Below are 15452 nucleotides of genomic sequence, written 5' to 3' on the forward strand. Positions count from 1 at the left end.
TTAAGAGCACTGAAATGTTAATATGAAAATAGGTTATTGCAATGAGATAGATCACAAGGGAGAGAACAGATCCATGATGGTAGCGACAGCGAGCAACAAGAAGAATGAATTGGCATTTTTGGAAGCGCTCAAGAGTCAACTTTCAACTTGGGGAGATGCAAAAGCAACAGATACAATCGATGATTTAATACATAAGGAACAATCTGGTGAATTAACGATCGCGTGGTGTGGTCATTTCTCTGCCGGGAAATCGAGTCTAATCAATGCATTATGCGGCATGAAGGTATTACCTTCTGGACCCGTACCAACGAGTGCGAATGTGGTTACGATTCGAAATGGGTCAGCACGAGCGCTTATATATTCGCAAGATGATGTAAAAGTACCGATGGAAGTAACGACGGATGAATTAAATGAATATTGCACAAACGGTGGTTCCTATTCTTCTGTAGAAGTATGGGAGCAGATTCCGTTCCTCGGATCAGATGGTGTACTTATGGATACCCCAGGTGTAGATTCTACAGATGATGGACATAAGAAGGCTACACACTCTGCACTTCACTTGGCAGATGTCGTTCTATATGTGATGGATTACAATCATGTTCAATCGGAGAATAACTTGGTATTTGCAAAAAGCCTGTCTGATTGGGGAAAGCCACTGTATCTCATTGTGAATCAAATTGATAAACATCGCGAACAGGAATTATCTTTTCAATCTTATCGGGATGAAGTCATTACAGCGTTCGAACGCTGGCAGGTCCAATATGTTGGGCTCATGTTCAGTTCATTGAAAGAAGCGGATCATCCGTATAACCAATATGACAGTCTGAAAGAATTAATTACGGGGTTAATAGGGAAGAAGAAGGAGTTAGTGCGATACAGTGTTTCTTGTTCGGCTAATCACGTAGCGGACGATCATATACTCCAATTTGGAGCCTCGCTTGCAGAAGAAAAGGAACGTCTTCTAGAACAACTGGGCGGGTTAGAACAATTGGCCCGGATGGAAGATGAGAAGTTGTCATTGGTTCAGGAACAGGATCAGCTCCGGGGGCTTATACAGTATGAAAGGGCAACGTTACGGAAGGATATCAATGCTATTTTGGATAATGCTAATCTTATGCCTGCAGAAATACGGGAGTTGGCTTATGATTTCGTGGAAAGTCGAAAGCCAGGATTTAAGAAGGGGTTATGGTTAGCTGGGAATAAGACACGCGTCGAGCAAGAACAGAGACAAGACATATTTCTTCAAAAGCTTCAGGAACAAGTCTCATCGCAGGTCGAATGGCATGTACGACAGTTAGTAGCTACTTGGGCTGACAAGCATCATCTTTGGAGTGATGAGTGGCAGAGGGAAATGGATTTGTTCATTCCATCCATTGATGAAGAAGTCATTTATAAGACAGTTCAGACCGATGCTGTACTATCAGGAGAGTATGTTCTGAACTATTGTCGAAGTGTAGCTGAACAGATTAAAGTCCAATATCGACGTAGCATAACAGAGTTCACAGAGCAGCTTCTGCTGCTCTTGGAGGAGGGGGCTGCGCGCGAGCTGCAGCGCTTAAGCTTTGCGATGGCCGACTTGGAGCAACAGTCGGCGCAAGGCTCCCGCTACGCTGCGCTTGAGCGGGAGGAAGTCGCGCGTGCGCAAGCTTTAGCTGAGCTGCTGCCGCCGCGCGTAAGCCTCACCCCCGGCCTCCTGCCGGCGGTGAGGCCCCTAGGGCCGCCCGCTCCTGCGGTGGCGGCCGAGGCGGGCGCGCTTGCGCCCGCGCAAGTTCTTGCCCCGCCGCACAGCGGTAGCGGGGCACACCTGCGCGGCGGCGCGGCCTCAGGCCGCCGCCAGCGGCTAGCAGATGCGGCAGCACAGTTGCACGGTGCTGCCGCGCTGCTTGCGAAGTACCCCGCGATGGCATCCGCCGCGCGGGGAATCCGTGAACGTGCCGCTGCGCTTGAAGGCGGCACGTTCACGCTGGCGCTGTTCGGAGCTTTCAGCGCCGGTAAGTCTTCCTTCGCTAACGCGTTGCTTGGCGAAGATGTGCTACCGGTATCGCCGCATCCGACCACGGCGGCTATTAATCGTATTCTTGCACCTCATGATGACTTTAAACATGGAACAGCACAGGTGGTCATGAAGTCCCGTGAGACGCTAATGGAAGATCTGAGGATATCATTCTCGATCCTCCATTTAGGTGAGCCAGATCTCAATCACTGGAGTGATGCTGTACACGAATTAACATCAGAGGGGATACATCCCGCAGGATTACCTCATTATGGGTTCTTGAAGGCCGCTTGCGCTGGGTGGGTGGAAGCCGAAGGGATACTAGGCACGATGCAAACCGTAGACCTTACACAATATCGCTCTTTTGTAGCAGACGAGACGAAGTCTTGTTTTGTTGAACGGATAGATTTGTTCTACAGTTGTGAACTAACGGAACAGGGCATTATTCTGGTGGATACGCCAGGAGCGGATTCACTGCATGCACGTCATACAGGTGTAACTTTTCAATATATGAAACACGCCGATGCACTGGTGTTCGTCACGTATTATAATCATGCCTTTTCTAAAGGAGATCGACAATTCCTTTCCCAGTTAGGAAGAGTGAAAGACAGCTTTGCACTGGATAAAATGTTCTTTATTATCAACGCTGCAGATCTGGCAGGATCAAGTGACGAGCTGGAGCAAGTGATTCAACATGTTAAATCCAATTTGCGGAGTAGTGGCATTGCGTCACCTCATATTTATGCCTTATCCAGTATGAATGCTTTAGAAGGGAAGATCGCAGACAATGAGTCATTGTTGTTATCTTCCGGATTTACAACATTTGAATCATCACTTCATGATTTCGCAGGGAAAGAGCTCCCTGGATTATCTATTCAAGCTGCGAGACAAGAGATTACGTCTGCACGTAAGCGTGCAGAAGAGTGGGATCGAATATCCCAGCAAGACGAAGCGACTCGAGGTATACGTCAACTTGAGTTGCAGAAGATTTATGCTAAGGCGAAGGAAATGTTAACCGAGTTCACACACGTCTCTGGACAGGATAGAGTCATCGAACAGGAGACGAAAGAATTACTATTCCACGTGCGAAAGCGAATCGATTATAATTTGGCAGCTTTTTTTAATGAAGCATTTCATCCTTCATTATTGCGGGACGGTACGGGATCATTGAAAGAGATCTTTAGTGATTGTGGTCGTGAGTTAGAACAATCCCTGTTGAGGGAACTAGACCAAGAGCTATGGGCTACTACTTTACGCCTTGAGATAAAGGCGAAATCAATCCTTCAAGAAGCATCGCAACGCTTCACGGATCACATCAATGCTTTGGACGAAGGATTGTTGCTGTCACCTGTAAAAGAAGAACAGGATTGGATGGTTCCTGATCTACAAGGTAGCAAATTCCACAAGACAGTAGAATGGAGTGGACTGTGGTCTACTTTCAAATCACCTAAGTTATTTTTTGAAGGTAAGGGCCGCGAGAAATTAAAAGGCAGTGTTGAACCGCTGCTAAAAGACAATATTGCAGAAGCTGCAATCGCACAAGAGCCATTACTCTGTGACTTCTATATCCATGAATTTAGCGTTGCTCTAACACGTCAAGCTTACCTTTTATCTGAGCAATTGTTAGAAAGTCAGAGTGCACTAGAAAGTACACTTCAATTAACGGAAGGACCCGTAACGTGGCTAGCACTAGCGGAACAATTGAAGGCATATGAATGAATGTCTAACTAACATAGCTATCAATGAGTGCTTGCTGACTAGAGAATTCTATGTTGATCGTAGTGAAGAGGACAGAATTGTCATAGAGCAGTGAGGAAATTCACCTTTGCCCCTAAAATGACACCGCAACAGTGTAGATCTTGTTAAATTGCGGGCAATAGCGATATGGAGAATAATCTGTTCTCGTAACGGTCATTTATGAGCTCAAGGTAGTGTTTAAGCACTGATATTAGTGTGGATTCATTAAGATTCACTTTAAATTTAAACGGTGAAGGAGGCGCTTTGATAGCGTTTCCTTTTTTTTGAGTTGAGTACCCTAGGGATATGGAGGAATTCGCAACATATCATAAAAAATTCTTGATTGTTCCCAATAATTGACCGATGGTAGGGGAACGCGCCTGTATATGATGACATATGAACTTTGCCGCCTTCTGAAGACGATGTTAAACTTCATTAATATTCACAAATATGACTGAAATGGATCTATGCATCCAAAGGAGGAGAAACATGAATGTTCTCAGGCAACTAAAAGGCTTCTTCTGGGACAAACGAAGGTTTTTGTATCTATCGATCCTATGTTTAGCAATTGCTACTGCTTTAGGACTCGTTACGCCCAACCTGCTTCGTATTCTGATTGATGATGTTATTATCCCCGGGAAGTATGAGAAAGTACCTCTGCTAGCGCTGAGCGTCATCCTTGTTGTTATCCTCAAGGCGATTATGCAGTTTCTAAGTGGGACACTTGGTGGCAGACTTGGTAACCATTTGGCCTACCGTTTGCGAAATGCCTGTTATGAGAAGCTACAGTTTTTGTCATTCCGGTATTATGATACAGCGAAGACAGGAGATTTGATGTCTCGTCTTACGGGAGACTTAGAGGCTATCCGTAACTTTATCGGTTTCGGTCTTGCACAGTTGATGAATACGATACTCATGGTCACGTTTGGTTCGATTATGATGTTCTCCATTCATTGGCAATTAACGTTAATTACGATGATCAGTGTTCCCTTCTTGATTTTTGTGGCGTTGAGATTTGAAGGTCGAATTCATCCAGCATTTCAAGAAATGCGAATTGCGTTAAGTACATTAACGACGGCTGTTCAAGAGAATGTTACTGGTGTAAGAACAGTTAAATCTTTTGCACGTGAACCTTATGAGGTAGAGAAGTTCTCCATTCGTAATGAACGTTATAAGACGAATCAAATCTTCACCTCGACATTATGGAGTCGTTTCTTCCCACTTATGGAATTTTTAGCTTCTATCAGTGTTGTCCTGTTACTTGCTGTAGGAGGAACCTTTGTTATTAAAGGGTCACTTTCATTAGGAGAATTAATTGCATTCTTTAGCTTAATTTGGTACATAATTGGTCCTATGTGGGGTATTGGTTATTTAATTAATAACTACACCCAATCGGAAGCTTCGGGAGAACGAGTATTAGAGCTCCTTAATCATCCCATAGATGTTAAAGACCGTGAAGACGCTAAGGAACTTGTGTCGGAAGAAGTAAAAGGGAATATTACGTTTGAGAACGTTACTTTTGCTTATGGCAATAAGTTGGCTGCGGTTAAGGATATTAGTTTTGATGCACCAACAGGCTCCGTTATTGGTTTTCTTGGAGGTACAGGTTCAGGTAAATCAACCATCATTCAGTTACTTATGCATGCTTATAACGTGAATGAAGGTAGCATTAAGTTAGATGGAGTCGACTTAAGAGATATAACGGTCCATAGTCTACGCAGCCAAATGGCTTCTGTATTCCAAGAGACATTCTTGTTCTCATCAAGCATTCAGAATAACATCTCATATGGCTTAAAGGATGTTTCGATGGAAGAAATTATTCGTGCTGCGGAGCTAGCGAAGGCTCATGAATTTATTATGGAGATGCCTGATGGCTATGATACGGTAGTCGGTGAACGAGGTATGGGTCTATCTGGAGGGCAGAAGCAACGGATCGCTATTGCGCGTGCACTACTGAAGAATCCTAAAATACTTATTCTTGATGATGCAACGAGCGCGGTCGATATGGAAACAGAGCATGAAATTCAGTCTGGGTTCCAGGAAGTGATGAAAGGGCGGACAACATTTATAATTGCCCATCGTATCTCCTCCCTACGTCATGCTGATGAAATACTCGTATTGGATGAAGGTAAGGTTGTACAACGTGGCAACCATGAGCAATTAATTACTGTTCCAGGTCCATACCGAGATGTATACCAAATTCAGTACGCTGATCATATTGCCCGGATACCCAGTGAAGCAGAAGAGCAGGTGAAATCATGAGTACTAATGCAAATGTAGATAGGCAGGCTAGTAAGACTGTTAAGAAACCAATAGGTGTAAGTACAGGTGGAGAACGGTTTGTTTACAAGGATGATGATTTGATAGATAAAGCTTTTGACTGGGGACAATTTCGTCGATTGTTTGCATACATGAAACCGTATGCAAAACAATTGCTACCTCTCATAGGTTTAATGATGATCTTGGGAACGATCACCAAGTTAACGGTACCTTTTCTAACGAGTATGGCTATTGATAAGGCAATATCACCTGAGACTGGGTTACCTAGTTTAAAGCTGTTATATATGATTGCTGCGGGTATATTAGTGTTATATGTCGTGCAATGGGTAGCGACCGCATATCGGATTAAGTATATGAACATTATTGGTCAGCGGGTTATCTACGACCTTCGTGCAGATCTGTTCAAGCATATTCAGAAATTATCCTTCAACTTCTTTGATAAAAGGCCAGCGGGATCGGTTCTCGTGCGGGTTACGAATGATGTGAACTCGTTGCAGGAACTTTTCACAAATGGTGTTGTTAACTTGATGATTGACTGTGTTCAGCTAGTTGGGATTGTTATCATTTTGCTACTGATCAATTTAAAGCTAGGATTAGCGGTAATCATAACGGTACCGATTATGTTCCTTATTTCTACGAAATTACGTGTGAAGATCCGGAGGGCGTGGCAAGAAGTACGGATGAAGGGATCTCGCATTAATTCACATTTGAATGAATCCATTCAAGGGATTCGTGTTACTCAGGCGTATACGCAAGAGAAGGAAAACATGGAATTCTTCGATACGATGAATAAAGATGCTAAGAAATCGTGGGATAAAGCGACTACCATGAACCAAGGATTTGGTCCACTCATAGAAATCACAGGTGGTTTCGGTACATTAATCCTGTTCTGGTTCGGTGCCTATCTGATTCAACAAGGCGAATTAACGATTGGTTTGCTAGTAGCTTTCTCTAGTTATGTGGGGAACTTCTGGGATCCGATTAACCGTCTTGGTCAAATGTACAATCAATTGTTGGTCGCGATGGCTTCCTCGGAGCGTATATTTGAATTTATGGATGAGAAGCCTAATATCGACGATAAACCGAATGCAACGACACTACCACAGATTAATGGAGATATCACGTTCAAGAATATCGTCTTTGAATATGAGAAGGGACGCCAAGCGTTAAAAGGAATCGACTTGAACGTTGAAGCGGGTCAGACAATTGCGCTAGTGGGTCATACAGGTTCAGGGAAAAGTACCATCATTAATCTGTTAAGTCGCTTCTATGACATAACGGGTGGGCAGATTAAAATTGATGGATATGATATCCGGGACGTTAAAGTAGAAAGTCTACGTAGCCAAATCGGAATCGTTCTACAAGATACGTTCATCTTCTCAGGGACGATTAGAGATAACATCAGGTTCGGAAGACTCGAAGCGACGGATGAAGAGATTGAAGCCGTGGCTAAAGCTGTAAATGCACATGAGTTTATTACGAAGCTACCAAGTGGTTATGAAACAGAAGTAGAAGAGCGAGGAAATATGTTGTCTATGGGTCAACGTCAATTATTGTCTTTTGCTCGTGCACTACTGGCCGATCCGCGTATCTTAATCCTTGATGAGGCTACTGCGAGTATTGATACGGAGACGGAACTTCGAATTCAAGAAGCACTGAAGGTGTTATTACAAGGACGGACTTCATTTATTGTTGCCCATCGATTGTCAACGATACGTCATGCAGATAAAATTGTCGTGTTAGACCATGGGGAAATAAAAGAAGAGGGTAGTCATGCAGAACTCATTCAACGGAAAGGGATTTATAATGGTCTTATTGAAGCACAATTTAGATTTATCTAAAATAGTATAAATTTACACAACAGTTCCAGTTACTTCAAATTCAAACAAGTTTTTTATTTGAATGTATCGATTTTATGAGTATTTTTGTCTAATAAAATGTGAAATTTGATGAAAATTAGCGGAGCACGCTTGCATTATTGTTGCCAAACCCTGAAAATAGAGTTGATAGAACTATAGGGGGGATGGCAAGTGGTGTGGGGTGCTCCTTTTTCTGCATATTCCAGGAAAATGTTGCTGCTGGGCAGTGGAGAATTAGGTAAAGAAGTGGTACTTGAGGCCCAGCGTTTGGGAGTAGAGACCATTGCCGTGGACCGCTATAAGGATGCTCCTGCAATGCAGGTATCGCATAGGTCCCATGTAATCGATATGCTTGATGCTGAAGCTTTGAAAAGCATTATTCGACAAGAACGACCTGATATCATTGTTCCTGAAATTGAAGCTATTGCAACACACGTGTTATTAGAGTTAGAACAAGAAGGTTACCATGTGGTTCCAAAGGCACGCGCAACACATCTGACGATGGATCGCGAAGGGATTCGTCGGTTGGCTGCGGAGACATTATTGTTGCCAACAGCTGAATATCGATTCGCAGACAGTCTGGAAGAATTAAAGGCTGCAGTTGTTGAACTAGGAACACCATGTGTGATTAAACCGATCATGAGTTCTTCTGGTAAAGGACAAAGTGTATGTAAGAGTTTAAATGATGCAGAGGCTTGTTGGAACGCCGCTTTAGAAGGTGGACGAGCTAAAAGTACGCGAGTAATTATCGAATCCTTTGTTCAGTTTGACAGTGAAATTACGCTTCTTACGGTACGTTCTGTATCCGGTACGCTGTTCTGCCCACCGATCGGCCATATTCAAAAAGATGGCGATTATGTGGAGTCTTGGCAACCGCATCAGATGAGTATTGCACAACTTGAAGAAGCACAAGCCGTAGCGAAAACGATTACGGATGAATTAGGTGGATACGGCGTTTTTGGTGTGGAATTGTTCGTAACGCCTGATGGAATTCTGTTCAGTGAAGTATCACCCCGTCCGCATGATACCGGTATGGTCACGATGGTGACACAGGACTTGTCGGAATTTGCTTTGCATGTTAGAGCGATACTAGGCTTACCCATCGAGCAAGTCCAACTTCTGGCACCGGGGGCATCGGCGACATTGAAAGCCCAAAGTTTTAGTTCTGATTTTGCAATTAGTGGCGTTGATAAGGCACTGTCACTGCCACGTACTCAAGTAAGAGTATTTGGTAAAGGTGAGAGTAAACCAGGTAGAAGAATGGCGGTTGCTCTAAGTACTGCTGAGAATGTTGAGATTGCTCGCGAGACAGCAAAACATGCTGCCAGTCTTTTAAAAGTGGAGGTATATGATCATGAACAGTAGTGTGTCTGCTCCTACATTGAGCATCCGCAGATTTCAATGGAATGACTTGGAGACTATTACTACGTTAATGCGAGAACTAAACTATCCTACAACACTTAGTGTGATGAGGGAACGTATGCAGGATATGGAATCCAGTCCTTTGCACTGTACCTTAGTAGCTGAAGTGGATGGTATTGTAGTAGGCAAGATCAGTTTACACCACATTGTTTCCTTTTCACGTTGTGAACCAACAACCCAGATTACTGCGATCATTGTTGCAAAAGAATATCAAGGTCAAGGATTGGGTAAAAGATTGATTCAGCAAGCGGAAGATTGGAGCAAGGGAAAAGGAAGTACACTATTATTTCTAACTAGTGGAAACCGTGTAGAGCGTGCCCCTGCACGTGCATTTTATGAACATATTGGCTTTATAAAGAAAGGCTATCGCTTCAGTAAGAAATTATAGAACGACATCGTATCATGAAGAAGAGACGGATACTCGCCCTTAAGGGGCGGTGTAGCCGTTTCTTCTTGTTTGTTTACAACAATTAAGGATTGATATACAATACCTGAATAAGTGAAACGATGGCACCCTATATTGGAAGCGTTTACATTATAGTGATGAGGGATGAATATGTATAGCCTTATTTTAGTAGATGATGAAGAGGATGTAAGAGAAGGTCTGCTTGATGAGATCAATTGGGAAGAATATGGATTTCAAGTCGTAGAAAAGGCAGAGAATGGTCGTGAAGCCACTGAATTAATTGAAAGATATGTACCTGATGTTGTCGTAACGGATATTCATATGCCTTTTATGAACGGATTACAACTCGCTGAATGGATTCGCAACGATTATCCCAATACTAAAATTATCATTCTCACAGGATATGATGAATTTGAATATGCGCAAAAAGCAATTAAATTACATATAGACGAATATATCTTAAAACCATTTTCTTCTAAGGAACTTGTTGATATTTTGCTAAAAGTGAAGCAGCAATTAGATGAGGAGACGGCGGATAAAGATAACTTACAAAGTCTAATACAGCATTATCGCAAAAGTCTTCCGGTTCTAAAAGGAATCTTCCTTTCTTCCTTAGTCTCAAGACGAATACCTATTTCAGAAATTATTGAAAAAAGTCTAAGTTATGAGCTGAATATGACAGCAAATTCGTATATGACTTCTATTGTAAGAGTGGATTATACGCATTCAGATTTACAGGAAGCAGACTCTTCGAAGATCTCTACTTTGCCAGAGTCTATGAAAGATACCAAGGATCGGCACTTACAGTTGTTCGCCGTGTTGAACATAACAACAGAAATATGTGAGAAGTATAACGATTTCGAAGTGTTCCTTCACAATGATGACGTTGTCCTGTTATTTATGGATCAAGATAAGGATTCTGAAAAGACAAGTAGGCGAATGCTCAAAATACTCGAAGAGGTAAGACAGAACGTGGAAAAATACTTAAAGCTCACCGTGACGATAGGTGCTGGTACGATGACGAACTCCGTTGAAGGTGTACATCATTCTTATAATGAGGCGCTACAGGCACTGGATTATCGATTGCTCTTAGGCAACAACCGTGTGATTTGGATTTATGATGTGGAGACAAGCCATGATCCAATGGTTCATGAACCTCTTCATTATGATGAATTGAAACAACAGATGTTAATCCGTTCTATTAAAGTGGAGACGGCTTCGGAAGTGGCGAATACTGTAGCAAGTCTATTTACGGATGTAGAGATGACACAGCTTACGGTAAAGGATTGCCATGTCTATGTTCTAGAGATTCTAACTTCAATCATGAAGGTGGCCAAAGAGTTCCGATTGGAACTTGATGAAATATTCGGTTCCAATGAGTATCCCTTTGCTGAGATAACGAAGTTTAATAACCTTAATGAAGTAAAGTTGTGGATTACCGGTATTTGTATCAAGCTAATGAATCACATTTCGAAAGGGCGTCAATCTAGCTACAATCAACTGGTGGATAATGCTAAATCCTATATATCGATCCATTATCACGAAAGTGATATTTCAATCAACAAAGTATGCAAACATTTGCACATCAGCTCGGGTTATTTCAGTGGTATTTTCAAGAAAGAAGTGAAGATGACCTTTGTTAATTATGTGATGCATCTTCGGATGGAATCCGCCAAGAATCTACTACGTTCAAGCGATATGAAATTGTTCGAAATAGCAGAGAAGGTAGGGTTTATCGATCCCAATTATTTCAGCTTTTGTTTCCGAAAGAAATTTGGATTCTCGCCAAAAGAATATCGGAACAACAACGTTGGGGGCGGTTATGAGTGAATATTGAACCTAAACGTTCACGTTTACCCAAATTTCTTAGTAAACCCAAAGTCCCTCTTTCATTTAATGTAAGAAGTATTCAAGTTATTATTACCATTTCGTTTACGATGATTACGGTGATCATCGTGTTACTTGTCAGCTTATTACTCTACAATAAGTTCGCCAGATCGGCAGAAGATAACGCGACTCTTAACATTCAACAAATTATAGAACAGGTTAATTCCCATTTGGAGCTATATGTCAAAGGAATGCAGGATATCTATGAAGTGGTGGAAGATCAGATTGGTCAGACGGATAATATCTCTAATTCATTACTGAAAGAGCAACTGACGACACTTCTTCACACACGTGAAGATTTAGTCTCAGTGGCTTTGTTTACACCAGAAGGTAACATGATACTTGATGTTCCAGATGCAACGATGCGACGCAATACACAGTTGAAGGAACAAAGTTGGTTTCTGACTTCACTGAAGGAACCCGTAGCAATCTCCTTCTCTCAACCTCATATACAGAACTTATACAAAGGTCAATATAAATGGGTTGTTTCATTAAGCCGAATGATATCTTACAAGGCAGATGGCGTATTGAAAAAGGGTATCTTGTTGGTCGATGTTAATTTTCGGACGATCGATGAGCTTAGCAGTAAAGTAAGTCTTGGCAAAAAAGGATATGCCTATATTATGGATGCTCTAGGAAATATCATTTACCATCCACAGCAGCAATTAATCTATGCAGGACTTAAATATGAGAATATTGAGCCTGTATTTGATTATGCTTTCGGGAGTTATATCGATACCTCAACGGAAGAACAAAGATATATAACAGTTCGAACCGTGAAGCCTATTGGCTGGAAAATCGTAGGGGTAGCCTATCCTGATGAGATTGTAACCACGAAGAAGGATCTTCAGGTGTTTATATTCTGGTTCTTAAGCGTAGTTATTGTTGTAGTCCTATTGGTCTCGATCTTTGTATCTGCCAAAATATCGCAGCCTATTCGTCGCTTAGAAAAAGCTGTAAAGTTGGTAGGACAAGGTGATTTCAACACACCTATTGATGTAAAGGGTGCTTATGAAGTAGAGCAATTGACCAAACGATTCAATTTTATGCTACATCGGATTCGTCAGCTGATGGGTCAGATCATACATGAGCAGGAAGCCAAGCGAAAGAGCGAATTAGATGTCCTTCAAGCGCAGATTAATCCTCATTTCTTATATAATACATTGAACTCGGTCACCCGGCTTGCAGAGCGGGGTAAAACGGAAGAGGTCGTGACAGCGATCACCTCACTGTCCAAATTATTCAGAATCAGTCTGAGTAAAGGGATGAATATGATCCCGCTAGCCGAAGAATTGGAGCATGTTCGTCATTATCTGATTATCCAAAAGATACGATATAAGAGCAAATTTAATTACATGATGGACGTTCAGGATGAGGCTCTATCATGTATTACGTTGAAGCTTATCATTCAACCGATTGTGGAGAATGCCATCTATCATGGGATTGAGCTTATGCCAGATGAAGGTTGTATTCACATTTCAGTTAAGGCAGAAGAGGAGAAAGTCATCATTTCGGTTACGGATAATGGTCTTGGTATGAGTTCTCAAGTGATGGGACAACTATTATCAGGAGGAGTAAAAAGTACGGTAGGATCAGGCGTGGGTGTGAAGAATGTTCATGAACGTATCCAATTGTATTGCGGCAAGGCATATGGACTGACTTTCAAGAGCGAAGTGGAAGAAGGAACAACGGTTACAATCACGCTACCTATGATAAAAGATCAACCGGAAACTGTGGAAAGAGAGGGATTACGATGACTAGAACCGTGAAAAGTGTGATGTTATTAATGGCTCTTCTTTCACTGGTATTGGTTTCTTGTTCGAACTCTCCTTCCAGCCTACGGATGACAGATACAGTTCGGAAGGTAAGTATGATCGTCAAGATGAATAGCGGTGCCTTTTGGAACACAGTTAAAATGGGTGCTGAGGTTGCTGCAAAAGAATATAATGTGGAGTTAACTTTCCTTGGTCCAGATAGCGAGAATGATATTGAGGGACAAATCAAGTTAGTTGATGATGCGATTACGAACAAAGCAGATGCCATTATTCTTTCAGCGAGTGATTATATGAAATTAGCACAGGTGACGGATCGCGCAGCCTATCACAAAATTCCAGTCATATCTATGGATACCGAGGTAGCATCCGCTCGCGTGAAGGCTTTCGTAGGAACCAATAATTATGAAGCAGGTCAAAGAGCTGCCGAGAGATTGATCGCATTGATTAATGGCAGAGGACAAGTTGGATTGGTCAGTTTTGTAGAGGGAGCTCGCAATGCGGATGAGAGAGCATCAGGGATGTTGGACTATTTTGCACGTTTTCCCAATGTAGAAGTGGTGGATACCGTGTACTGCGGATCGGATGTTCAGCTCGCGGCTGACTTAACGAATGAAATGCTTAACAACTATCCTAATCTAAAAGGCATCATAGCATTGAACGAAATGGCAGGAATCGGTGTATCCCAAGAAGTGCTGAAACTTGGATTTGGAGGGAAAGTAAAAATCATTACCTTTGATAGTCCCCCTGAAGTCATTGAAATGTTACAAGAGGGTATTGTTCAAGCAACAGTCATCCAGAACCCGTACAGTAACGGATATTTAGCCGTGCAGCATGCCGTAGAAGTGATTGAAGGGATGCATGTTCCTGAAAGAGTGGATACAGGCTCCAAATTGATCGATCTTGATAATATGTTATGGCCAGAGAACCAAAAGCAACTGTTTCCGTTTGTTAGGTAAAAATTGAAGGCTTATCCAATAGAATATGAAAAGATTGAGAAAAGCGATTGGAGGATATTTTTTAATGAAAATAGGGATGAAAAGATGTATACCTATCTTGCTCGTATGTGCACTATTCGCGACTGTTATAACAGGATGCTCGAACTCAGGTGAGGGTAGTGAACTCCCTCATATTGGGGTTGCGATTTACAAATATGGCGATACGTTCATGAAGGGTGTTCGAAAGTCTATCAAGACGAATGCTGAAGGAAGAGCAAAAGTGGAAATCGTAGATAGCCAAAATTCTCAACTTACTCAGAATGACAAAGTAGATATGTTTATTATGAATAAAACGAAAGCACTATTAATTAATCCTGTAGACAGGACAGGGGCTGGTATTAATATTGAAAAAGCAAAGACAGCTGATATTCCTGTCGTATTCCTCAATCGTGAACCGCTTGCTGATGATATGAAGAAATGGGATAAAGTCTATTATGTCGGTGCGAAGGCAGAAGAATCGGGCACGATGTCAGGTGAGATTATTGCTGACTACTGGAAATCACATCCTGAAGCAGATAAGAACAAAGATGGTGTTCTCCAATATGTCATGCTAAAAGGTGAACCTGGTCACCAAGATGCTGAATTACGTACCAAATATTCCATTGAAGCGATTGAAGCTGCAGGGATAAAAGTGGAAAAGGTTGCTGAAGACTCAGCGTATTGGGACCGAGTTAAAGGTCAAGAAAAAATGGCTACTTTCCTTGAATTAAAGGGAGGAAATATTGAGGCTGTTCTAGCGAATAACGATGATATGGCTCTAGGTGCTATTGATGCCTTAAAAGATGCAGGTTATTTCAAAGGTGATAAATATATGCCCGTTGTTGGTGTAGATGCTATGGATCCTGCGATAGAAGCTCTAGAAGAGGGGACGATGTTAGGTACTGTGCTCAATGATGCTAATACTCAAGGGAAAGCAGCGCTACTTCTAGCTACACTGTTGGCAAATGGTGAGATACCTACGAAGGAGAAGGTGGGTTTTGATATTACTGACAATCAATATGTGTGGATTCAATATAAAAAGATAACGAAAGAAAATATCGACGAAGCGAAATGATTGGATTCTATCAGTGAGCTGGATATTTCACGAGAACACAGCTA

Annotated in this window: 9 protein-coding genes; all 9 read left to right on the top strand. The window is 42.1% G+C overall.

Annotated features, from left to right (window positions below; genetic code table 11):
- Nucleotides 1-22 precede the first annotated feature (22 nt).
- Nucleotides 23-3712 carry a dynamin family protein gene (locus PGLA_RS06760; protein WP_145939496.1) on the top strand — a complete coding sequence of 1230 codons (3690 nt, stop codon included), beginning with the start codon at nucleotides 23-25 and terminating at the stop codon, nucleotides 3710-3712.
- A gap of 507 nt (nucleotides 3713-4219) precedes the next feature.
- Nucleotides 4220-5992 (top strand): ABC transporter ATP-binding protein, encoded by a 1773-nt coding sequence (locus tag PGLA_RS06765; RefSeq protein WP_068530634.1) that lies wholly within the window; start codon nucleotides 4220-4222, stop codon nucleotides 5990-5992.
- Complete coding sequence (locus PGLA_RS06770) at nucleotides 5989-7851, top strand: ABC transporter ATP-binding protein (RefSeq protein ID WP_068530636.1); 1863 nt, start codon at nucleotides 5989-5991, stop codon at nucleotides 7849-7851. The genes PGLA_RS06765 and PGLA_RS06770 overlap by 4 nt, the downstream gene beginning before the upstream one ends.
- 192 nt (nucleotides 7852-8043) lie before the next feature.
- Nucleotides 8044-9234 (top strand): formate-dependent phosphoribosylglycinamide formyltransferase, encoded by a 1191-nt coding sequence (purT, locus tag PGLA_RS06775; protein WP_068531338.1) that lies wholly within the window; start codon nucleotides 8044-8046, stop codon nucleotides 9232-9234.
- Complete coding sequence (locus PGLA_RS06780; protein ID WP_245699739.1) at nucleotides 9224-9679, top strand: GNAT family N-acetyltransferase; 456 nt, start codon at nucleotides 9224-9226, stop codon at nucleotides 9677-9679. Before purT ends, PGLA_RS06780 begins: the two co-directional genes overlap by 11 nt.
- Nucleotides 9680-9847: 168 nt before the next feature.
- On the top strand, nucleotides 9848-11527 hold the full coding sequence (locus PGLA_RS06785; RefSeq protein WP_068530643.1) for a response regulator: 1680 nt from the start codon (nucleotides 9848-9850) through the stop codon (nucleotides 11525-11527).
- On the top strand, nucleotides 11524-13341 hold the full coding sequence (locus PGLA_RS06790; RefSeq protein WP_342671682.1) for a sensor histidine kinase: 1818 nt from the start codon (nucleotides 11524-11526) through the stop codon (nucleotides 13339-13341). The genes PGLA_RS06785 and PGLA_RS06790 overlap by 4 nt, the downstream gene beginning before the upstream one ends.
- On the top strand, nucleotides 13338-14315 hold the full coding sequence (locus PGLA_RS06795; protein WP_068530645.1) for a substrate-binding domain-containing protein: 978 nt from the start codon (nucleotides 13338-13340) through the stop codon (nucleotides 14313-14315). Before PGLA_RS06790 ends, PGLA_RS06795 begins: the two co-directional genes overlap by 4 nt.
- 76 nt (nucleotides 14316-14391) lie before the next feature.
- Nucleotides 14392-15408: a galactose ABC transporter substrate-binding protein gene (locus PGLA_RS06800; RefSeq protein ID WP_068531341.1), complete on the top strand. Its 1017-nt coding sequence runs from the start codon at nucleotides 14392-14394 to the stop codon at nucleotides 15406-15408.
- Nucleotides 15409-15452: the final 44 nt, after the last annotated feature.

Origin of the sequence: Paenibacillus glacialis (genome assembly GCF_001637205.1) — a bacterium.
Taxonomy (GTDB): domain Bacteria; phylum Bacillota; class Bacilli; order Paenibacillales; family Paenibacillaceae; genus Paenibacillus_AQ; species Paenibacillus_AQ glacialis.

Excerpts from the sequence above, each read along its gene's own strand:
- PGLA_RS06760 (WP_145939496.1), top strand. The coding sequence starts at position 23 with ATGAAAATAGGTTATTGCAATGAGATAGATCACAAGGGAGAGAACAGA.
- PGLA_RS06765 (WP_068530634.1), top strand. The coding sequence starts at position 4,220 with ATGAATGTTCTCAGGCAACTAAAAGGCTTCTTCTGGGACAAACGAAGG.
- PGLA_RS06770 (WP_068530636.1), top strand. The coding sequence starts at position 5,989 with ATGAGTACTAATGCAAATGTAGATAGGCAGGCTAGTAAGACTGTTAAG.
- PGLA_RS06780 (WP_245699739.1), top strand. The coding sequence starts at position 9,224 with ATGAACAGTAGTGTGTCTGCTCCTACATTGAGCATCCGCAGATTTCAA.
- PGLA_RS06785 (WP_068530643.1), top strand. The coding sequence starts at position 9,848 with ATGTATAGCCTTATTTTAGTAGATGATGAAGAGGATGTAAGAGAAGGT.
- PGLA_RS06795 (WP_068530645.1), top strand. The coding sequence starts at position 13,338 with ATGACTAGAACCGTGAAAAGTGTGATGTTATTAATGGCTCTTCTTTCA.
- PGLA_RS06800 (WP_068531341.1), top strand. The coding sequence starts at position 14,392 with ATGAAAAGATGTATACCTATCTTGCTCGTATGTGCACTATTCGCGACT.